The 21,046-nt window shown below is 70.3% G+C and carries 17 protein-coding genes and 1 tRNA gene; 9 read left to right on the forward strand and 9 right to left on the reverse strand.

All coding sequences use genetic code 11. The annotated features are described in order from the left end of the window. Positions 1–84 precede the first annotated feature (84 nt). Positions 85–2,418: a 2OG-Fe(II) oxygenase gene (locus Adu01nite_RS16920; protein ID WP_203727836.1), complete on the forward strand. Its 2,334-nt coding sequence runs from the start codon at positions 85–87 to the stop codon at positions 2,416–2,418. 72 nt (positions 2,419–2,490) lie between these two features. Then, the gene (locus tag Adu01nite_RS16925; RefSeq protein WP_203727837.1) at positions 2,491–5,004 is read left to right on the forward strand and encodes an IS1096 element passenger TnpR family protein; all 2,514 of its coding nucleotides are present in this window, start codon (positions 2,491–2,493) and stop codon (positions 5,002–5,004) included. Between the two features lie 392 nt (positions 5,005–5,396). Here the strand turns inward: Adu01nite_RS16925 and Adu01nite_RS16930 are convergent. Beyond that, a tRNA-Val gene (locus tag Adu01nite_RS16930) sits at positions 5,397–5,471 on the reverse strand. A gap of 54 nt (positions 5,472–5,525) precedes the next feature. Continuing rightward, the gene (locus Adu01nite_RS16935) at positions 5,526–5,927 is read right to left on the reverse strand and encodes a TIGR02611 family protein (protein ID WP_203727838.1); all 402 of its coding nucleotides are present in this window, start codon (positions 5,925–5,927) and stop codon (positions 5,526–5,528) included. A gap of 276 nt (positions 5,928–6,203) precedes the next feature. On the opposite strand from Adu01nite_RS16935, the gene Adu01nite_RS16940 reads away from it, so the two are divergent. From Adu01nite_RS16940 to Adu01nite_RS16955, 4 genes are all read left to right on the forward strand, one after another. Beyond that, positions 6,204–6,635 carry an SsgA family sporulation/cell division regulator gene (locus tag Adu01nite_RS16940; protein WP_020514863.1) on the forward strand — a complete coding sequence of 144 codons (432 nt, stop codon included), beginning with the start codon at positions 6,204–6,206 and terminating at the stop codon, positions 6,633–6,635. A gap of 198 nt (positions 6,636–6,833) precedes the next feature. After that, positions 6,834–7,697: a helix-turn-helix transcriptional regulator gene (locus Adu01nite_RS16945; RefSeq protein ID WP_379132033.1), complete on the forward strand. Its 864-nt coding sequence runs from the start codon at positions 6,834–6,836 to the stop codon at positions 7,695–7,697. Positions 7,698–7,762: 65 nt separating this feature from the next. After that, positions 7,763–8,218 carry an RrF2 family transcriptional regulator gene (locus Adu01nite_RS16950; RefSeq protein WP_203727839.1) on the forward strand — a complete coding sequence of 152 codons (456 nt, stop codon included), beginning with the start codon at positions 7,763–7,765 and terminating at the stop codon, positions 8,216–8,218. Between the two features lie 71 nt (positions 8,219–8,289). Continuing rightward, on the forward strand, positions 8,290–8,463 hold the full coding sequence (locus Adu01nite_RS16955) for a DUF4236 domain-containing protein (RefSeq protein WP_203727840.1): 174 nt from the start codon (positions 8,290–8,292) through the stop codon (positions 8,461–8,463). Here the strand turns inward: Adu01nite_RS16955 and Adu01nite_RS16960 are convergent. Beyond that, the gene (locus tag Adu01nite_RS16960; protein WP_203727841.1) at positions 8,460–9,335 is read right to left on the reverse strand and encodes a hypothetical protein; all 876 of its coding nucleotides are present in this window, start codon (positions 9,333–9,335) and stop codon (positions 8,460–8,462) included. The genes Adu01nite_RS16955 and Adu01nite_RS16960 overlap by 4 nt on opposite strands. A gap of 90 nt (positions 9,336–9,425) precedes the next feature. Between Adu01nite_RS16960 and Adu01nite_RS16965 the strand changes: the two genes are divergently transcribed. From Adu01nite_RS16965 to Adu01nite_RS16975, 3 genes are all read left to right on the forward strand, one after another. Continuing rightward, on the forward strand, positions 9,426–10,985 hold the full coding sequence (locus Adu01nite_RS16965) for a fibronectin type III domain-containing protein (RefSeq protein WP_239132470.1): 1,560 nt from the start codon (positions 9,426–9,428) through the stop codon (positions 10,983–10,985). Positions 10,986–11,083: 98 nt separating this feature from the next. Continuing rightward, entirely contained in the window at positions 11,084–12,667 is a 1,584-nt protein-coding gene (locus tag Adu01nite_RS16970; RefSeq protein ID WP_203727842.1) for a GGDEF domain-containing protein, read from the forward strand. A gap of 63 nt (positions 12,668–12,730) precedes the next feature. Further along, positions 12,731–14,272 (forward strand): hypothetical protein, encoded by a 1,542-nt coding sequence (locus Adu01nite_RS16975; protein ID WP_203727843.1) that lies wholly within the window; start codon positions 12,731–12,733, stop codon positions 14,270–14,272. A gap of 147 nt (positions 14,273–14,419) precedes the next feature. Here the strand turns inward: Adu01nite_RS16975 and Adu01nite_RS16980 are convergent, their stop codons facing one another. From Adu01nite_RS16980 to Adu01nite_RS17005, 6 genes are read right to left on the reverse strand one after another with little or no spacing between them, the layout of a single operon-like run. After that, entirely contained in the window at positions 14,420–15,163 is a 744-nt protein-coding gene (locus Adu01nite_RS16980) for an endonuclease/exonuclease/phosphatase family protein (RefSeq protein WP_203727844.1), read from the reverse strand. Positions 15,164–15,165: 2 nt separating this feature from the next. Further along, positions 15,166–16,623: a phosphatase PAP2 family protein gene (locus tag Adu01nite_RS16985; protein ID WP_203727845.1), complete on the reverse strand. Its 1,458-nt coding sequence runs from the start codon at positions 16,621–16,623 to the stop codon at positions 15,166–15,168. Positions 16,624–16,652: 29 nt separating this feature from the next. Further along, positions 16,653–18,452 carry a KGGVGR-motif variant AAA ATPase gene (locus tag Adu01nite_RS16990; RefSeq protein ID WP_203727846.1) on the reverse strand — a complete coding sequence of 600 codons (1,800 nt, stop codon included), beginning with the start codon at positions 18,450–18,452 and terminating at the stop codon, positions 16,653–16,655. After that, complete coding sequence (locus tag Adu01nite_RS16995) at positions 18,449–19,063, reverse strand: toll/interleukin-1 receptor domain-containing protein (protein ID WP_203727847.1); 615 nt, start codon at positions 19,061–19,063, stop codon at positions 18,449–18,451. The genes Adu01nite_RS16990 and Adu01nite_RS16995 overlap by 4 nt, the downstream gene beginning before the upstream one ends. A gap of 8 nt (positions 19,064–19,071) precedes the next feature. Then, positions 19,072–20,043, reverse strand: a complete 972-nt coding sequence (locus tag Adu01nite_RS17000) for a YihY/virulence factor BrkB family protein (RefSeq protein ID WP_239132471.1) — start codon at positions 20,041–20,043, stop codon at positions 19,072–19,074. Between the two features lie 32 nt (positions 20,044–20,075). Then, positions 20,076–21,038, reverse strand: a complete 963-nt coding sequence (locus Adu01nite_RS17005; protein ID WP_239132472.1) for a diacylglycerol/lipid kinase family protein — start codon at positions 21,036–21,038, stop codon at positions 20,076–20,078. Positions 21,039–21,046: the final 8 nt, after the last annotated feature.

Raw genomic sequence — 21,046 nt, forward strand, 5'->3', positions numbered from 1 at the left:
GGGCCGAGGCCGCGGCGCCGTCCCCGGGTCTCGGTCGGGCTACTGCCGTGGCTCCGGCTCGTGGATGGTGGCTAAAGTTCGGCCATGCCTTCGCCGGTTGTTTCCCCGCGTGACCGTTTAGCCAGTCTTTTGGGCGAATCGGTGGCTGCAGGCGCGTTCAGCGCGCGCCGCACTGCCCGTCCGGATGATCTCCGATTGGACGTACAGGGTGTCGGCCCGATCGTCTTTCCCGTAACGGCCGGGCAGGCGAAGCAGTTGTGCCTGATCGGTCGTCCGGCTCGATTCGGCAAGGGCGAGCAGACACTGACGGATGCCGGGGTGCGTGACACCTGGGAGATCCCGAAGAGTCGCATCGGCATCGACAAGCGGCGGTGGGACGAGACGCTTCGACCGGTCCTGCAGGGCCTCCGCGATGACCTCGGGCTGCCGCGGGGGTGTGAGCTGGCGGCGGAGTTCCACTCGATGCTGGTGTACGCGCCGGGCCAGTTCTTCGCCGCGCATCAGGATTCGGAGAAGGCTGATGCGATGATCGGCACGCTGGTGGTGACGCTACCGTCGGCGTCGAAGGGCGGCGTGCTGTCCGTCGAGCACGCCGGCCGGGCCGAGACGTACCGGGCGTCGAAGGAATTGCTGACGTTCGTGGCGTTCTACGCGGACTGCCGGCATCATGTCGAGCCGGTGACGTCGGGCTATCGGGTCGTGCTGACCTATAACCTGCTGGTCCGGGGTGACACGGTCGCGTCGGCCGCCGGCAGCGTGGATCCGGGCCTGGTCACGAAGGTGACCGATTGCCTGGTAGAACACTTCGCTGGCTCGGCCGACGAGCCGGGCCGGCTGGTGTACTTCCTCGATCACGAGTACACCCAGCGGGCGTTGGGCTGGGATCGACTCAAAGGCGACGACGCAGGTCGGGCCGCGGTGGTGCGGGCGGCGGCGCAGGCCGCCGGCTGCGAGGCCACGCTCGCCCTGGCGGAGGTGCAGGAAACCTGGAGCACCTCCGAGCCTGAGCAGTCGTGGAGCCGGGGACGCTACGGCGGCCGGTACTGGGCGGACGAGGACGAGGAAGAGGACGACTTCGACGGCGGGACCGAATCCGGTGAGTACGAGCTTGAGGAACTGATCGAGTCGTCGATGACCCTTGACTGCTGGCTGGAGGAGTCGGGCGAAGCGGTGCCCACCTCGTTGCGGGTTTCCGACAAGGAGGTCTGCGCGACGACGCCTACGGGGGATCTGTCACCCCATTCGTCGTCGCACGAGGGGTACATGGGCAACTACGGCAACACGCTGGACCGTTGGTACCGGCGGGCAGCCATCGTGGTGTGGCCACGGCGATGGGCCTTCGCCGTCCGCGCGCAGGCGTCACCGGGATGGGCCTTGGACCGGCTCGCCGACCTGCTGCGGGCCGGGGACGTGCCCGGTGCCCGGGAGAGCGCTGCCACGCTGGCCTCGTTCTGGCGGGTAGCGGCGGGCGGCGAGCTGGTGGTGGGCAAGGCGCTGGCGGTCGGGTGGGAGCTCGACGAACCAGGCCTGGCGGCGATGCTGTTGGCGCCGTTCCGGGTCGAGGCGCTGGCACCGGCGGACGCCCCGGCACTGGCCCGCCTGGCGGCACGCTACGGCGAGTCCTGGACCCGGGAGCGGGTCGAGGGCTGGTTCGGCCGGGACTGGATCACCCGTTCGTCGATCTTCAACCGGGAGGTCCCGAACTGGATCGCTTCGCTGCCCGCGATGGGCGCGGCGCTACAGGAGGCCCCCGAAACCGGTCTGCTGGTGGGTCGGCTGCTGGTGGCGGGCGTCTGGTCCGAGTTGCACGGGTGGGCCACAGGGCTGCTCCGTTACGAGGCGCCCGGCTACCGACGTCAGCATCTTGCGGAGCTGGGCCCGTACATCGCCGGGGTTCTGGCCGGTGCGGCAAACCTCGATGATGCGGACCTGCGGGACGCCGTGGTCGGATTCCTGTCCCAAGACGAGGATGACGTGATCCCGTGTGCGCTGTCGACACTGCGAGCCGCTCGGACCGACTCCGCCGTCAGCCCGAGAACGACAGGTCTCGACACAGTCGCCGCGCACACCGCCCGACGGATCGAGCAGCGACTCGCCCTCCCAGTCCGGGCCGCCGCCGACTGGTCGATCAGGCTTCCGAAAGGATGCGACTGCGAGTTGTGCACGACCTTGGGCGCCTTCCTCGTCGATCCCGCACGCCGCGCGTTCGAATGGCCGCTTGCCGAAAAACGCCGTAGCCACATCCACTCCCGGATCGACCGGGCCGAACTGCCCGTCGACCACAAAACCCGGCGCACCGGGCGACCGTACACTCTGGTCCTGCACAAGACCGACGCGCTCTTCACCGGCGAACAAGAAGCGCGGCGACGCGACCAGGACGATCTGGACTGGCTCACCCGCACCCAACCTGACCGGTGACCGGGTAAACGGCCGTCACCCACGTTGGTCCAGACATCACCCCGTCACGAGAACAGGTACAGGAACCCCGGCATGTCGATCAGGCAGGTCCATCAGATGGCCTACTTCCCACCCGCGTCGTACGAGCAGGTATGGGAACGTGATCTGCTGGACGCCACCAGCTACCGGGACCATACCGACTACCGCCGCGAGGTCGAGCAGCAGTTGCAGGCGATGTCCGCCGACGGGCGGGGTCCGATGCGGATCATCGCGCTCGACGTGCCCGGCCTGCTGACGTACGCGGAACGGACCGGCCAGGACCCGGCCAGCCGGCAGACCCGGCTGGGCTACGTGAACGCTCTCGGTGAGCAGGGCGCCGACACCGTCGCCTGGCCGCCGGAACGCAACGCGGCGTGCTGGTGCGGTTCGGGTCGCAAGTACAAGAGGTGCTGCGCCGCACCCTGGTTTCTCGCGATCGAGCCCGCCGATCCGGCATCGCTGGTACTGACCGTGGAGGTGGACAAGGTGACGCCGCGGGTGTGGCGGCGCGTCGCGATCCCGTCGAACACCACCCTGGACCAGGTCCACCGGATGCTCCAGGACGCTCTCGGCTGGTCCGGCGAGCAACCGTATGCCTTCCGCACCGACGGATACACGATCGTAGACCCCCGATCGGCGTACGAGGGCATCGCGGCCGACCAGGAACGGCTGGTCTCGGTCGCCACCGAGATCGGTGACCGGTTCACCTACCTCCATGACCTCGGCGAACGGTGGAGTCACACCGTCACCCTCGACGAGATCCGGCCCGGCGGCCCCGACAACGTGCTCACGCACCTGACCGGCGGCGGCCCCTGCCCACCCGGGAACATCGGTGGCGCCCATCGGTATCAGCGTCTGCTGACCGCGTTCACCGACCAGGACGACCCACACCACGCCGCGGCCGTCGACATCCTCGGCGCGGACTTTGACCCCACGGCAGCGGTCGACCCGGGCAAGCCCGAAACCCGGCAGCGACGCGCCGTCACGGCATCAGTCGTCGCCCAGGTCGCCGCCTGGGCCGGCGATACGCAGCCGGGGCCGAGTCTCGGCGCTCAGGTCAGGCAAGCAATGGGCGGCCTGTTCGGGGTGACCGCGGCCAGCGACGACGTGGTGTACGCCGAGGCCGAGGCGTTCCGCAAGTTCGGCGACGACGCGCACCCGCTGGACGTAGAGATTCATACCGCGCAACTGCTGTACCGGTTCGAGCAGGAGCAGCCGTCGGGGTCGTTCGGGCTCGCGATGGGCGCGTTCACCCTCGCCGCCCGCTCTCCGCAGCCCCACGTGGCAGCCTTCGTCGCCGCCGTGAACCACCTGTTGCCAGGCATGGCCTCCCACATGGCTCTGGCCGACCTGGCCCGGCAAGGGATCCTGCCACCGGCGTGGGCCGAGCGGCTTGGCGACGTGGAACCGCGCCGAGCATGGCGCTACCGCGACGCCTTCGGCGACCAAGAGGCCCTGCTCGTGACCTTCAGCTATGACGACGCCGAACACGGGATCCTCGTCGAGATCGTCACCTGCCCGACACCCATGGCTCGCGTAGTGCACCTCTCCGGAACCGTCGACGCATTGCGGGACGTCCTCCAACGGTCCGCCGACGATGCCCACGGACAGGTGACTCTGGAGGCGATCACGCTGGACCAGGCGTACGCGTCATTGACCGGCCCGGTACAACAACCCCACCCCGACATGACACCCCAGAGCCTGGCCTGGCTTCCGATCGTGGCGCACCGGGTCGGACTGCTCCCCGAACCCGAACCGGTCGACCCGGCTCGTTCCACCCGGGCCGAGCGGGCAGCAGCGGTGGAGACGTTCCTAGCCGACACCGCGCCCCTGCCCGGTGTGGGCTATGAAGTCCTGCGGTTCTGGGCGCAGGTCCTGGCCGGCTACACCGGGACGGACGGATCGGCACCGACCCGGATCGGCCCGGTCTGGCTCGGCCACGTACTCGGCGAGCACGTCCCGCGCGCCTTCGAGCTGACCCCCGCCCAGCGGTCCGGGCTCGCCGCGGCGGTCACCGCCTGGGCCAGGTGGGCGACACGGCAGCAAGGCCTGCCCACCGCCGCGGCCGACCTGCTGGCAGCCCGCATCGCCGAGATCGACGAGGCGTTCGACCGGGTCTACGCTGACCTCGAACGCACAACCAGCCGCAGCTACCTGAGCGACATCACGGCGACCACCGCCGACGGCGAGGACCTGCGGCGCGTGTTCGCGTTGCGCACCACGGCCGTCCCGCTACCACGACACGGAAGTCTGGCAGAGCAGGCACTGCGCGTTTCCGACCCGGCTGACCGCCACCGGATCCTCACCGCCGTGCTCGAATCCTGGGAACTGGCACCGGGACAATCCGTGCTGGATTGGATCGACGCGCTCGTGTCCGTCAGCGACCAGCTCTGGAACCCGGACACCGACCTCGCCCGCGAGACCATGGACTTCCTGGACCTGGTCGGCTCGGACAGCGAGTTGCTCGGCGATCTCACCGAACTCGCCCTCGAACACGGCCACGACACCACCGGCTACCACGAGGCCTCCCTTGACCGCGTGACCCCGGATCCCGAGGATTTCGACTGACCGAACGCGCCACGGCCATGTCCCGAGAGCACCAAGGACATGGCCTCGGGCATCGTCGGCGAATGTCGGCGACAAAATCCTGACCGAAGACACGCGACCAACGCGATCTCAGCTATGAGGACACCGATCCTGACCGCCGACTACCCCGACGACGAGCACCGCCGCCGGTGCGCGCGTGACGCGTCACCGGGGACGGCTCGGCATTCAGAGTGATCGGCCATATCTCGATCAGCTATCGCGCCTTCACAACTACCAGGACGCCTGGCTTCAACGCCGGATGGTCGCCAGTAATCGCTCGAGTTCGCGGCATACACCCAGCTCACCGCACATCCCGACCGATGCGGTTCTTATTCTGCCAACAATCGATTCACATTTGCCCTGGTCAGGGGCTTTGGTGGGCGATACTGGGATCGAACCAGTGACCTCTCCGGTGTGAACGGAGCGCTCTCCCGCTGAGCTAATCGCCCTCAACTGCAGGACAGACTGTACTAGACGGCGCCAGTCGGTTGCTAATCCGGGGGTCAACTCAGCCAGTCGCGGGCCACCTGGAACAGGTCTACGCCGAAACTCAGCTTCACCGACACCCAGACGATGGCGGCTACGAAGATCATGCCGACCACGCCGATGACGGCTCGGACGCCGAGGCTCTGCCGGCCGATCCAGCTGGTCCATGACTTCACGTGGCGCCGGGTGAAGTCGAGCAGACGTTTCGCCCATAAGAATTCCAGGGACCAGATGGCCAGGCCGAGGATCACGATCGCCCAGCCGGGGCCGGGAAAAGGGATCAACACGATGCCCAGGGCGACCACCAGGGTGCCCAGGACGCCAATTCCGATCTTGAGGGTTAGGCGGCCGGTCGGGTTGGCTCGGATCTTGTCCAAAACACCCATCGGCGCCTGATCCTCGTCCGCTTTCGCACGCATTTCATCCCCCAGTGTCCCGGAGCCCCGTCACTACCCGGGAGGAATGGACGTTACCGGAGTAAGTCAACTGCTGGACCACCCGACGCCGGGCAGTACCGAGTACTTGTGCAGAACAGGACAAGATATCTCTTTACGTCTTGTGCGAAGAGCTTTTCGGAACCGTCTTCCCACTACTGGGTGAGATCAGCGTATGGCGGAGCGTAACGACAGGGATCACCTGAGTATGGGAAACGCGGGGTTCACCAGCCTCGCAGCGGTGCCGGGGGGAGTTCGTCCATGAGTACCATTCGTCCAACGACCGTCGAGGTCGAGACCTCGCTGCGGCTCGTAGCGCCTGATGCCACGGCTCTGCCCGTGCGCGCCAGTCTCCGTTACGACCCAGCGGACCCGTATGCGGTCCACGTGTTGTTCCATGCGGAATCAGCCGGTGGGGAAGCCGTGAGCTGGTCCTTCGCACGGGAACTCCTCGTGACCGGGCTCGATGAGCCCGCGGGAATCGGCGATGTCCGGGTGTGGCCGTGGGCCACGCCTCGGGGGGATTTTGTCGCCTTGGCGCTGTCGTCTCCGGACGGCAACGCGCTGTTCGAAGTGCCCCGTAGTGTCCTCGTCCGATTCCTTCGTCGCACCTATGTCGTGGTGCCTCGGGGCCGGGAATCCGAACATCTGGACGTCGATGCCGCGGTCAACCGCCTGCTGGCGGGTAGATAGCGGGTAGATAGATCGGAACTGGTTAAACGACCCGCGCGGACACTGCCGATCCGCGCGGGTCGTTCTTTTCTTCATAGAAAAGAAGTAACCGGACAAATAGCGCGAGAAACGGACATTGAGCAGGGTTTTCGAGCAGATTCCCGTCAACCCGCTTTTTAGCACGTGCGTCGTTGGTCATCGGCAGTTACCGTCGGCGCGATGACCTCTACCGGAACGCGCGGCAAGTCCGCCACACCGCTCTCCCCGCCCGGATGGGCGGGAGTGGGCACGTGCGCGCTGCGCGAGATCCGGCCGATGCCGCCGTGGCGCCCGCCGTTTCACGCGTTGGTGCTGGCCACGGCCGGGCACGGCACGATGGAGGTCGACTTCGACCCCAAGGTCTGCCGGCCCGGCACCCTACTCTGGGTCCGCCCGGGGCAGGCCCTCCGCCTCGGTTCCAACGGCCTGGCCGCCTCGGTGGTCACGTTCGACGGCCGGCTGGCCGGCGACCACTGGCCCGACCAGCCCGAGTCACCGAGCCGCTGGCAGCTCGAAGGCGAGGACGAGGACGCGGTGATCAGCGAGTTCGCCCAGCTCGCCGTCGACTGCGAACGGCACCGGTCCGGGCCGCTCGCCGCCGACCTGCTGCGGCACCAGCTGACCGTGCTTCTTCTCCGGATCGCGCTGCTGACCCGATCACCCGCCGTGCACGGTGCCGAGGCCCGCACGTTCGCCCGCTTCCGGCGCCGGCTGGAGTCGGGTCATCCGCGCAGCCGCCGGGTGGAGGACTACGCCGAGGAGATGGGCTGCTCGGTGCGCACCCTGACCCGGGCGAGCCTCACGGTCACCGGGCGCACCGCCAAGCAGGTGGTCGACGACCGGGTCGCGCTCGAGGCGCGCCGGCTGCTGGCCTGCACGCCGATGTCGGTGGCCGAGGTCGGCCGGCACCTCGGGTTCCCGGAGCCGACGAACTTCGGCCGGTTCTTCCATCGCGAGGTGGGCCGCAGCCCAGGGCAGTTCCGCGCGGACATCGGCCTCAATCATCACGGGGTCGTCCCGGAGCAGCGACGACCACCTGACTGAGGGTAATTCCCACTTTCCCATGGGGTATGTGCGAGTCGTTGACAATGAAGGAGCATGATAGGGGCGTGCAGATCTCCGCGCGTGGTGATTACGCGGTCCGCGCCGCCCTAAGTTTGGCGCAGGCCTATCCGTCCCTGATGTCGGCCCAGGCGATCGCTCAGGATCAGGACATGCCTCGGAAGTTCCTCGAGGCGGTGCTCGCCGATCTGCGCCGCGCGGGTGTGGTGCGAGCTCAGCGCGGCGCCGAAGGCGGCTACACCCTGTCACAGCCCCCTCGCGACGTGACAATCGGCCAGATATTGCGAGCCGTCGATGGCCCGCTGGCCGGCGTGCGGGGCCTCCGTCCGGAGGAGACCCGTTACGAAGGCGCCGCCGAAAACCTGCCGAACCTGTGGGTGGCGGTGCGGGCCGCGGTCCGCGAGGTCGTCGACGAGGTGAGCCTGGCCGAGCTGATCAGCGGCCGGATGCCGGCCCACGTCCGCAAGCTCACGACTCGTCCGGACGCGTGGCAGCCCCGATAAGGGTTTGTAAAACGCGACTATCGGGAATCGATCGCCCAACCGAACTTACCCCCCAAGGGAGGGACGTACCGATGGGCATCGTCTTCCGTAGCCGCAAGAAGTTCGGGCCGCTGATCCTGAACTTCACCGAGAACGGTTACTCGTCCTGGAGCTTCAAGATCGGTCGTTGGTCCTGGAACTCCCGGACCCGCGCCCACCGCGTCGACCTGCCCGGCCCGCTGTCCTGGAAGCAGGACAAGCGCTAAGGGAGTCCGATCACGACGTCCCCGCCCAGCCGCCCCGCCGGCGGCTGGCGGGTGACGGCCCCCGCGTCGACGAGTGTGTGCAGCACCCGGGTGGCGTCCGCCGCCCGGTAGACGGTGTCGGTCAGGGCGAACGTCCGTAGATCGGTCACCGTCGCCGAACCCACCCGGCCCAGATGAGCGAGCAGCTCACGCTTCAGCGGCCCGGGGTGCGGCGTCAGCGAGATGTCGATCAGGTGCCGGTCCGGATCACCGGGATCGCGATAGCGCACCCCGGCGAACTCGTCGACCGCCCACAATGCCTCCTTGAACCCTTCGAGACTCTTGCCGGATGTGGTCCCGTAGGCCAGCAATTCCCCCGGTTCGTCCCCGGTCGCCAGCTCCACCGAGCTGAACAGCGGCCATCCCGCGCGGTACGGCTCGAGCGCGGTGCCGGGCGGCAGCACCAACAGGACCTCCGCGGGCTTCCCCGCGGTCAGCGCGGCCACCGTGGTCACCGCCGGCGGCTCACCCGCGCTCGCATCCAAGAATCCGAGCAGGGGTACGCGCTGGGCACCGGCCGCCTTGAGCGCGACCGCGAGCCGCGCGTCGGTGCCGCCGGACACCGCGTGCACGGCCAGGGCCGCATCGCCGATCACCGCCGCCAGCCGTTCCCGCACCGGTTCGGCCTGCTCCCCCACGACCAGCATGGACAGCTCGCGACCGCGTACGAAATCGGTCTGTTCGACCAGCACGCGCGCCGCCGCCTCGGCCGACTCCCCGCCGTCCGCATCGGCGAAGCCGTGCGCGTAGAACACCCGCCGCCCGCGATGCAGTGCGGCCGGAGCCCACGCCTCCAGATGCCGGACCAGTAGTTCCCGCTTAACCGTCGCCATCACGTTCTCCATTGTCGGCTTTCCGGATGCGAAAGTGCTGCGCGGCTGCGGGGTTGTACCTAGGGTGTTCAGGCGAGCACTATGGGACACATGCCTTCGGCCCCGATCGCCGACCTCACTCAGCGCGCGCAGACATTGACGTCTGCGGGCGATCTGGTCGGTGCCCAGCGCGTGCTGGCCTCGGCGCTCGATCCGGCCGACGCCGCCGATCCGCGCCAGGCCGACGCCGACGTGGCCCTGGCCGCCGCCCTGCACGCCCGCATCCTGATCGCCCTCGGCGACCCGCACAGCGCCCGGCAGTGGGCCGCCTACGCGCACGAGGCCGAGGAGCGCCTGCACGGGCCGCACCACGAGCGCACGCTGGCCGCGGCCGCGACGCACGCGGCGGTGCTGCAGCGGGTCGGCCACTACGGCAAGGCCGCCCAGGTCTACCAGCGGCTGGTCGCCGAGCTGTCGGCGCGGGAGGGCCCGGATTCGGCCCGGGTGCTGGCCGCCGAGGCCGACCTGGCCACCGCCGAGCACGCGGCCGGCCAGTGCCAGTCGGCCCGGGAGCGGCTCGCCGACGCCTGGATCCGGCACCGCCACCAGCACGGCGACGCCGCCCCGGCGGGCATCAAGATGCTGGCCCGGCTCGGTTCGATGGAGCGCGAGTGCGCCCGCGACGCCGAGTCCCGCGAGCATCTGGCCCTGGCCCAGGAGCTGTGCGCACGCTATCTGCCGGCCGACCATCCGCTGGTGCGCCAGGTCGCGGCGCTGGCGGTCGGGGAGTCGAGCGGCCGGCACACCTGCGGCCGGGTGGAGCAGTCGGCCGGCCCGAGCACGCAGGACCAGCCGACGATCCAGCAGGTGCCGTTCCCGCGCCGGCCGACGGTGCCCGACCCGGGCGGCGAGGGCTTCCCGCCCGACGACGACCCGCTGCGGCCACCGCCCGACAACCGGCCCACCGACCCGAACGGCACGGTCTACCAGCAGCCGCTCTACCTGGCCGACGTGCACCAGGCGCCGGGTGACCTGATGGGCCGGCACGCCCGGGCCGACACCCCGCCGCCGATGCCCGGCCACATCCCCGACTACGGGCCGGACGGGCGGCCGCAGCCGATCGGTTCGGCCCCGGCCAGCACGCTGGCCACCCCGCCCAACTCGGAGCGGCTGCTGCCGGTGCGCACCGAGCAGCCGGTCCGTGATCGCCGCCGCCAGCCGTTCCTGCTGGTCGCCGTGCTGATCGCGGGCATCGCGGTGGCCATCGCCATCGTCGCGCTGACCCTGCCCGACGCGGACGGCGCGACCGGCCCCAAGCCGACCGCGGTGGCCCCCACCGCCACCACCGTGTCGGTGGCCCCGAGCACGGCAGGCAGCAGCGCGACCGTGCCGGTGGCCGGTGCCCCGGGCGCGCCGACCACCGTGAAGCTCCGGGACAACCGCGACAGCGTCGCCCTGACCTGGGTCTACCCGAAGGACGCCGAGGGCCCGGTGCTGGTCTCCGGCGGGCGCACGGGGCAGCAACTGCGCGCGTTCCAGCAGCTCCCGGCGGGCACCGCCGACTACATGGTCTATGGGCTCAACCCGACCCAGAATTACTGCTTCACGGTGGCGGTGGCGTATGCCACCGACCGGATAGCAGCGTCGGCCCCGGTCTGCACCAGCCGCTGACACACTGCAACCTGGCGGCACCCGACCGGGACCCCGTCTGCTCCTTCCGGGCCACAACATGGGTCGTCACGGCACCCTCCCGGCAGGAAGCAGGCGATGTGACGACGAAGGCGGCGGAGCGCGACCACGCCCCGGTCGACGACGACGTCCGTGCGGCGTTCGCGGCCACCCTCATCGAGCTGGAGACCCGCGGGGTCACCGAGTTCCGCACCGTGCGGGAACCGGCGGCCGAGGTGGAGCGGGCGGCGCGCGAGGCCGGCGACGAGGAGGCCGCCCAGCGTGCCGCCGTGCTGCGCGCCGACGTGCTGCTGCGCGAGGGCCGGGTCGGCGAGGGCGGCCGGATCGCCCACCAGGCGCGGGCCTGGGCCGAGGCGCACGACAGCCCGTACGTGCTGGCGCGGGCGCACCGCGAGCTGTCGATCTTCTACCGGCTGGTCGGTGACTTCTCCGACGCGCTCACCCACGGGGTACAGGCGGTCTCCAACCTGACCGAGGACGTACCGCTGGGCATCCGGGCCCGGCACCTGATGACCCTCGCGGTGGCGCTCGACGACGGCGGCTCCATCGAGGAGGGCGACCGGCGCTCCAGGGAGGCGCTGCGGATCGCCGAGGAGATCGGCGACCACGAGCTCGCCGTGGTCGTGCTCAACAACATGACCTACACGGCGTACGAGAACGGGGACGAGGCGGCGGCCATCGCGCTGGCCCGCGCGATGGAGGTGGCCTCGATCCGCTGCGCCCGGCCGCTGGCCGGGAACGAGCTGGACACCGTGGCCCGGGTCGAGATGATGGGCGGCCGCTACGAGTCGGTCGAGGCCAAGCTGGCCGGCATCCTCGACGGCAGCATCCCGGTCAACGAGGGCGACGCGGCCGGCGAGTGCCTGCTGACCCTGGCCGAGGCCCGCCGCCGGGCCGGCCGTTTCGCCGACGCCCAGGACGCACTGGACCGGGCGATCATGGAGTGCGAGTCGAACGGACTGGGCCGGCTGCGCGCCCGGGCCCGCGAGGAACAGGCCGCACTGCACGCGGCCCAGGGTGACTTCCAGCGAGCGTACGAGGAGCATCTGCTCTTCCACGCCGACGCCACCGCGCTGCACTCGACCCAGCGGGAGGCCCGGGCCCGGGCCCTGCAGGCGGTCTTCGAGGCGAACGAGGCCCGCCGGGCCAGCGAGCGCTTCCGCGAGATGGCCCACCGGGACGCGCTGACCGGCCTCTACAACCGCCGCTACGTCAACGAGCGACTGCCCGCCCTGCTGGCCGAGGCGGCCGCCCGCCGTGGCCCGATCTCGGTCGCGATCGCCGACCTGGACCACTTCAAACGGATAAACGACACCCTGTCGCACGCCACCGGCGACACCGTCCTGCAGCACATCGGCAAGCTGCTGCAGGAGGCCGCCACCGGCCCGGCCATCGCGGCCCGGATGGGCGGCGAGGAGTTCCTGCTGATCTTCCCGGGGCTGGACAGCGCTGCGGCCCGGAAGCGCTGTGAGCTGCTGCGACTGCGGATCCGTACGCATGCCTGGCAGCCGGTCACCGGCGCCCTGCCGGTCAGCACCAGCATCGGCGTGACGACCGTGATCGATGGTCGCGCGACCGTGGCCGCGCTGCTGTCCCAGGCCGACCGCAACCTGTACGCGGCGAAGCGGGCCGGCCGGGACCGGGTGGTCGCCGACCCCGCGTAGCGCGTCTCCCCCTGGTACCTTCGGACCTGTTCGATGGCCGACGACCGGGATGGGGACCGCGACGTGAGATCCTGGCGCCGCGCGGTCCTGGCTGTGGCCACGACCGCCGCGACCCTGCTCACGTCGGCAGCGTGCAGTTCGGACGATGACGCCGCCGCACCGTCCTTCGTCGAGGCACCGGCGGTGGTCGTCCCGCCGGATATCGAGTTCACCAACCGCGATCTCGCGCTGGGCCACTCCGACAAGGTGCCCGACCCGGCCGGCCCCGGCCTGCTCCGGGTCGAGATCCCCTGGCTGACGGTGCAGCCCACGGCGGGCACCACGTTCGACTGGACCCAGCCCGATTACCGGATCGGCCGGGCCACCGCCGCCGGGATGAAGATCCTGCTGCTGCTCACCTACTCGCCGGAGTGGGCGAGCGGGCAGCACGGCAAGGGCGGCGGCTGGTTCCCGACCACCGAGTTCGACCCGGCCTGGAAAAACTTCGTCGACCAGGTGGTCCGGCGCTACGGCAATCGGGTCAAGGCGTTCGAGATCTGGAACGAACCCAACCTGGCCCGCTTCGGCGACTACGGCAACGGCAGCGACGCGGTCCGGATCCGCCGCTACTGGGACCTGGTCAAGATGGCCAACACCACGCTCAAGGCCGCCTGCCCGGCCTGCCTGGTGGTCGCCGGTGCGTCCGCGGGCGGCAGCCGGCGGGCGAGCCTGCCGCAGCCGGCCGCCTCGAAACCCAACCCCAACTCGCCCGCGGCCTGGCTCGACTGGGCCTACCGCAACGGCTACGGCACCGACTTCGACGCGGTCGCCCACCACCCCTATCCGATCTGGACGCACGGCGCGGGCCCGGCCCAGTCCAATTGCGCCCGTCCCGACCTGGTGCTCTTCGGCCCCGCCTACAAGCCGGGCAAGCCCTGGCAGAAGCAATGCGGCGAGCTGTCGGCACTGCGGGCGGTGATGGTCGCGCACGGCGACACCGCCAAGAAGATTTGGGGTACGGAGTGGGGGTACCCGATGGCGTCGTACCTCGGGCCCCTGCACGTCTCGGCCGAGCGGATCCGGGATTACACCATCGAGGGCCTGCAGATGTGGCGCAACCTCGACTACACCGGCCCGCTGGTCCACTACGAGTACGCCGACTCGTGCACCCGCCCGGCCGACTCGGAGTGCAACTTCGGCATGGTCGACGCCCAGGGCCGGCGGAAGGAGCCGATCTACTCGGCGCTGATCACCGCCGCTCAGGGCCTGCAGCCGGTCTTCCTGCCGTCCGGCCAGAGCCTGCGCCGCTATGAGTCGCTGCAGTCGGCCAACCACCGCTACACGCTGACGCTCAAGGGCAACGGCGACCTGATCCTGTACGACACGGTGGACCACCGCACCACGTGGTCGCTGACCGGGAAGTTCGGCCGGCAGCTGGTCGCCCAGCCGGACGGCAACCTGGTGCTCTACCGCGACCCGGACCATCCGATCGCGGTCTGGTCCTCCGGCACGACCGGCGGCGCCGGCCGGCTGCTCCTGCAGGACGACGGCAACCTGGTGCTCTACCGCGACGCCGACGGCACCGCCTACTGGGCGACCGAGACTGCGCTAGGCCCTGTTTCGTAGTCCGGCCAAGTGCGAGGCGAGGTCCAGAGTGTGTCTGGCATCGTCGGCGAAATGTCCGCATACCGGTGTTGTATTCGGGCATTTCGCCGACGCTGTCAGGCGCGCTCTGGGCCTCTCCGCAGCCCTGGCCGGACTACGAAACAGGGCCTACAGGTCGAGCTCGGCCAGTAACGGGTAGTGGTCGGAGGCGTTCTCGGTGGCGCCGCCGCGCAGGACCCGCACCTCGCGGACCCGCTCGGCCACCGCCGGGTTGCCGAGGACGTAGTCGAGGCGCATCGGCCCGAACTCGGCGCCCCCGCACCCGGTGGTCGGCACGCTCCGCCCGTCCCCCACCCCGGCCCGCAGCCACAGGTCGGCGAGCCCGCCGCGCTCGAACGCGGCCAGCCCCCGGGTGTCCACCGTGCCGTCCGGCGCGAGATGCCGGCGCCGATAGCGTGGAGCCAGGCTGCTGATCGCGGCGGTGTGGTCGGTGTGCGGGTCGAGCCCGTTGAGATCCCCGGCCAGCAGGGCGAGCCGGCTCGCCCGGTGGAAACGGGGCGCCAGCCAGGTCGCCTCGCGCCGCCGCCGCTCCGGCGCGAACGGGTTGAGGTGCGTACTCACCAGGGTCAGGTCACCGAAGGTGAGCGCCGCGGCGGCGTGATGCAGCCGCCAGGTCACCGAGGTCCGCCGGGTGATCCGCCGGGCCATGACCGCGACCGGCTGCCCGAAGACCGACCGGGCCAGATGCCCCTGCAGGCCGAGCTCCGCCGCCAGCCGGCCGAGCCGGGCCTGGTCGAAGCCGCGCAGCTCCTGCAGCGCGACCAGGTCGGGCCGCTCCTGCCGGAGAACCTCGGTGATGGCCGGCAGCCGGTCCCCGCCGCCGGTCCGGATGTTCCAGGTGAGCAGCCGCATCGCTACACCGTTTCCAGCGCGCGGGCCTCGTCGCGCGCCTCGGTGGCGGTCTCGGCGTGCGCGTTCGGCCGGACCGTGAACCACAGCACCGACAGCCAGCAGGCGGTCAGCAGGGCCGCGCCGGCGACGTCGGTCGGGTGGTGCATGCCGCGGTACATCCGGGACAGCGCCACCCCGAGCGGCATGATCACCGCGAGGGCCACGAACACCCAGCGCCACCAGTGCCGCACCCGGGCCAGCACGATGATCGCGATGGTGATCCAGAGGCACATGGTCGCGGCGATGTGTCCCGACGGGAACGACGAGGTGGGCATCTGCCCGTCCAGCTGTTCGACCCCCGGCCGCGGCCGGCCGACGGCGGCGGCGCTGGTCAGGAAGAGGGTGAGCTCGCCGAACATGGCCAGCACCAGGAACAGCACCGGCCGCCACTGCCGCCACAGGGCCAGCGCGATCGGGCAGAACACCAGCGAGACGAGCAGGATCGCGTGCGTGTCACCGGCCTTGCTCCACAGCCAGCTCAGGTGGTCGAGGCCCGGCGTGCGGAACGTCTGCAGCCAGCGCGGCACCCCGTCGTCGAACCCCGGGTTCCATGTGGTCACCGCGGTGCCGAAGGCCCACAGCAGGCCGAACGTGAGCACCCAGCCGACCAGGATCTCGGCGCCCTTCGCCCACGGGTGCGGCAACAGCGGCCCTTCGGCCGGGGCGGGGGCGAGGTCGGCGGCGGCTTCCGGTTCGAGGCCCTCCGCCAGCGGCGGGTTCCGATGGCCCGCTTCGCGGCGCCAGACCCGGAAGGCGTACGCGGTGACGCTGATCCAGGCAAGACCGAGGAACCAGCCGCCGAGTACGTCGGACAGGAAGTGCACGCCGAGCGCGATGCGACTGAGCCCGATCAGCACGATGACCAGCGCCGCCGCCCCGATCAGCCAGCCCCGCCACTTCTTCCCGGTCACCGACAGCAGGACCAGGGTGAGCATGCCGTAGGTGATCGTCGAGCCGAGGGTGTGCCCACTGGGGAAGCTGTTGCCGGTGCCGTAGGCGATCGGGTCGGCCACCACCGGCCGCACCCGCCCGACGAGGGCTTTCAGCGACGGGTCGAGCAGCATCGCGCCCAGCCCGGTGACCGCGAGATAGATCGCCGGCCGGGGCCGGCGCCGGATCAGCAGCAGGACGACCACCACGGTGACCAGCGGAATCAGCCAGCTCGGCCCGCCCACCGTCGAGATGCCCTTGAGCACCTGAACCGCCCACCCATGCGGGGCGACCCAGTTGTTCAGGCCATCGGCGATCGATTGGTCGAGACGCAGCATCGGCGTCCAGTGAAAGCGCACGAGCAGCAGCAGCGTGGCGAAGCCCAGCCCGGCTGCCACCACGGCGATCAGGCCGAGAACGCTGCGCTCGGCAAAGTGCCGGACAGGCGCCCAGCCGGCCCGCTCCACCACCCGGTTGTCGTCGACGGTCATGCGGCGGCAATACCCGCCGGACTGTCCGGTTACACGGAGCGCAGCGAGGCGGCAATTTCCCGCAGTGGACGATTGGCCGGATAAAGCCGAACAAAAACCTCAACGAGCCGACCGACGCCGCCCTCGACGATCCCGTTCTCGAGCTCGACCAGAACCCTTTCCCAGAAGAGCCGAGCCGATGTGTACGCCGAGTAGTCCGGCACCCGCTGCTCCGGAAAGTCGATCTCCTCCAGGACGAACCGCGCCGACACCTCGTCCTCCGCGAGCCGCGCGAGCTGCTGGACGAACTGCTCCCGCTGATGCGGCCCGAGCCCGGCGTGCACCGGGTCGCCGAGCGCCCGCAGTTGTTCCACCGGCAGATCGGCATCGGCCCTCAGGAGCGAGAGGCCGATGCCGGTTCCCTCATTGACGGACCCCGTCCACCATCCCGCGACGATCCCGATGACGGCCCCTCTCGTGCTGGACCACACCGCCGCCCCGGCGAAACCGTCCTGGACCCCGACCCGGGAGTCCGGGTCGAGCTGGAGGAGGCCACGCTCCGGGCTCCCGGCGATCGTCCCCCAGCTGGTCAGCCCGAGATCATGGGGGATGCCGAAGGCCCACCAGCGATTTCCGGCCAGCTGACCGGCCGGGACGAAACCGAGCGGCGCCGGCGTCACCGCGCTCGGCACCGGCTTACCCAGGTGAATCACCGCAGGCTGGGACTCACCCTCGACCGTGGGAGCGGTGACCCGGAGAACTGGATATCGCGTGCCTTCGTCGATCTTCGGGAACCCCACCGAGAGATCATCCCTACCTTGCACGACCCAATTCATCGTCAAGAGTCGCTGCCGGTCGATCGCGAAAGCAAGCCCATGCGCCGTGTCGCCGGAGTACACGACGGCGATCCAGGAATCGTCCGCCGGAGCGGCCGACGTGACGGTCTCGATCGCCTTCGATGGGCTGACCCGGCCGGGCATTACTCCGGACAGGTCGGACATGCCACTGTCGATCAGGGTGGCGATCGAGTCGAGGGCGAAGCCCAGCGAATCCGGATCGGACACCCCCTGCAGCAGCACGGCCAGCTTCTCGCCGAAGCCGAAATACGCCACGTACGGCAGCTTGGTGCGCTCCAGGATCTGGCGCGGCTCGATCTCGGCCGGGAGCCAGTCGACGTAGAACTCGCCGAAGCTGTTCGCCGCCCTGGTCAGCCACTCGTTGACCGACTCCAGCTCGGTGCGGCTGTCGAAGCGGGACAGCACCGGCAGCACCAGCGCCGGCGGCCGGTCGTAGGCCAGGTCCTGCCGGCCCTGCTGGGCCCGCCGGAGCACGTCGACCACGCCGTCGACGTTCTGCGCATTGGCCACGAACACCGGGACGATCATGTCGGGGAGCAGGATCGTGCAGACGCCGCCGATGTCGGTGACCCCGGTGCGGCTGTCGATGAGCACGAAGTCGTACTCGTCCTGCCAGGCCTTTCGCAGTTTTTCGAAATACTCCCCGCCGTCGCGCTCGGCGAAGAACGCCGTCCAGTCGAAGCCGAGCAGCCGGGCCGGGTAGTCGGCGTCCTGCCGGCCGCTGGTCAGCAACGACACCGGCTGGGCGCCGATCCGGATCGGCGTGACGCACTGCCGCCAGTCGGCGACCTCGCCGGTCAGCAACTCGAGCAGGCCGTCGCGCTGGTCGAGCCCGCGCTGGTAGTCGGCGAAGTAGCGCCAGATGCCCGGCGCCTCCAGATCGAAGTCGACCATCAGCACCCTGCGGCCGGCCTTGGCCAGCAGCACGGCGATGTTGGCGAGGGCCATCGTGCGGCCGGTGCCGCCCTTGTAGGAGTAGAACGTGACGATCATGACGGCCTCCCGCCCAGGCTCGGCACCGTCGTCTGGCGGCTGGTCTTGCGGTAGACGTCGACGAACTTGTCGGTGGCGAGCTTGCTCCAGCCCGGGTCGTGTTCGGGGGCCCGCTCGATCGCGTGCGCCACGTGCGCCGCGAACTTCCGGATGTGGTTGGAGAGCTCCTCGGCGGCCGGGCTGCCCGGAGCCATCCACGGGTTGGCGAACGGCTGGATGTTGAGCCGCTGGATGTCACCGAGGCCGGCGTCGATGTGTTCGCCGTCGTGGATGACGGCCGGCAGCACCAGCGGTGGCGACGCGCCGGTCAGCTCGGCGACGGCGTCCCGGCGGGCCAGCATGTGGGCCAGCTCGGCCAGGCACCAGTCGCTGCCGAAGTACTCGCGCGACCACAGGCAGAGCATGACCTTGGAGCCGGCCAGGCCGTCGGCCAGCACGCGCGGCCACAGGTGGCCGGACTCGACCATGCCGACGTCGAAGAAGATCCGCGGCGGACGGTCCATCTCGGCGCTCAGCCAATGCCGGAACATCGGCAGGAAGGTGCCCTCGATGAACCTCGGCCACTCGTTCGATCGCCGGTAGCTGACGAAGACCTCGTACTCGTACGCCACGCCTGAATCTATCGTTTCGAGCGCAGGCCGCGTCCACGCGCACGGGGGATCTCGCCGGTGAGGCCCGGCTTCCAGCTGTCCTGTTTGGCCGGGCGGCGCACGCCGACCCGCTGGGCCTCCAGCTGGGCGGCGAACGCCACGCCGAGAAACAGCGCGATGCCGGTGAGGTTGGCCCACAGCAGCAGCGCGATCACGCCGGTGAGCGGGCCGTAGGTGGCGCCGAAGCCGCCGCTGACCCGGACGTAGCCGGCCAGCAGCAGGCTGACCAGCCACCACAGGACCGTCGACACCACCGCGCCGAACAGCAGCCAGGACAGGCCGGGCTGGTGGCGGCGCGGGGCGTACCGGAAGATCAGGCCGACCGCGAGCACGATCAGGGCGAGGCTGACCGGCCAGCGCACCACGTCCCAGGCCACCCGGACGTGGCCGCCCCAGCCCCAGTGCCGTTCGGCGGACTCGCCGAACGGGCGGCCGGCCACCAGCAGCACGAAGCCGAACAGCGCGGGCAGGCCGGCCAGCACCGCCAGGATCGCCGACCGGATGTATTTGCGCAGGGCCGGGCGGTCGCGTTCGATGCCGTAGATGCGGTTGGCGCCGCGTTCGATCTGGGCCATCGCGGTGGTCAGCGCGACCAGGCCGGTAAGCAGACCGAGGAGCAGGGCCAGCTCGCCGGTTTCGCGGCTGCGCTCGGTGTCGGCGAGCAGCTCGCGGACCAGCGACTCGCTGGCGCCGGGGGTGATCGACCCGATCGTGTCCGCGACCACCTGGCCCGGGGTTTCCGCGCCGAGGTCGGCGGCCAGGCCGGACACCGCGATCATGAACGGCAGGGCGGCCAGGCAGAGCTGGAAGCCGAACGCCCGGGCGTGACTGAAGCCGTCGCCGTAGCGGAACCGGATGAACGCGTCCCGGATCAGCGGCCACCGGCCGTAGCGGCGCAGGGCGAGCCACGCGTCGTCGGCGGAGAGCTCGTCGCCACTCATGTCCCGGGTTTCCGGAACCGGCTCCGTCGAACTCACGAGGCCGCGTCGCGGATGCTTTCGGCCTTCCGGGCCGCGGCCGACGCGTCGTACGCCAAATCGGGATCGCTGTCCGGAAGTGGCACGCAGAGCAGGAGTGCCCCGGGTTTGACGCTGATCTTCATGACCTGGCCCGGCTCGATCAGGTCGCCGTCGAGCTGCCGCTGCTGCTTGCCCTTGGCGTGGATCTCGATCCGCTCGGCGGTGAACGTCTCCATCAGCGGCACCCGCTCGCGGCGGCGCAGCACCGCCCAGGCGAGGCTCGCCCAGTGACCGAGATTGTTCGGGCTGAGGATGGCCACGTCGAGCTTGCCGTCGGCCGGGTCGGCCTTGCTGAGCAGCCGCACCCCACCCTGGAGGCGGCCGACGTTGCCGACGATCACGGTGCGCGGGCGGCGCGGCAGCGAACGCTCGCCGTCCAGCACGATGCGGGCCCGCATCGGGCGATCGCGCAGGTGGCGGACGGCGCCCACGACGTACGCAAGCCAGCCGATGGTCTTCTTGGCCTTTTCCGACGTGCCGGCGAGCATCTGCGCGTCGAAGCCCATCCCGGCCATCACCGCGAAGCAGTGCTCGCCCATCACGCCGACGTCGATGCGGCGGCGGCCGCCGTCCAGCGCCACCTGCACGCCGGTGGCCGGATCGCCGGCCAGGCCCAGGTTGGCGGCGAGCAGGTTGCCGGTGCCGGCCGGCAGCACCGCCATCGCCACGTCGGTGCCGGCGAGCGTGGTCACCGCGGCCATCACGGTGCCGTCGCCGCCGCACACGAAGACCAGCTCGGCACCGTCGCGAATGGCCTGTTTCGTCTGGCCGCGGCCCGGGTCCTCCGGCGTGGTCTCATACCAGGTCGGCAGCGGCCAACCCTTGCTCGAAAGGCCCTCCTCGATGATGCGACGCAGCTGATCGGCGTCGGACACCTTGGTGGGATTGACCACGACCGCACTACGAGGACCTGTCACGCCGTCAG

Origin of the sequence: Paractinoplanes durhamensis (genome assembly GCF_016862175.1) — a bacterium.
Lineage (GTDB): Bacteria > Actinomycetota > Actinomycetes > Mycobacteriales > Micromonosporaceae > Actinoplanes > Actinoplanes durhamensis.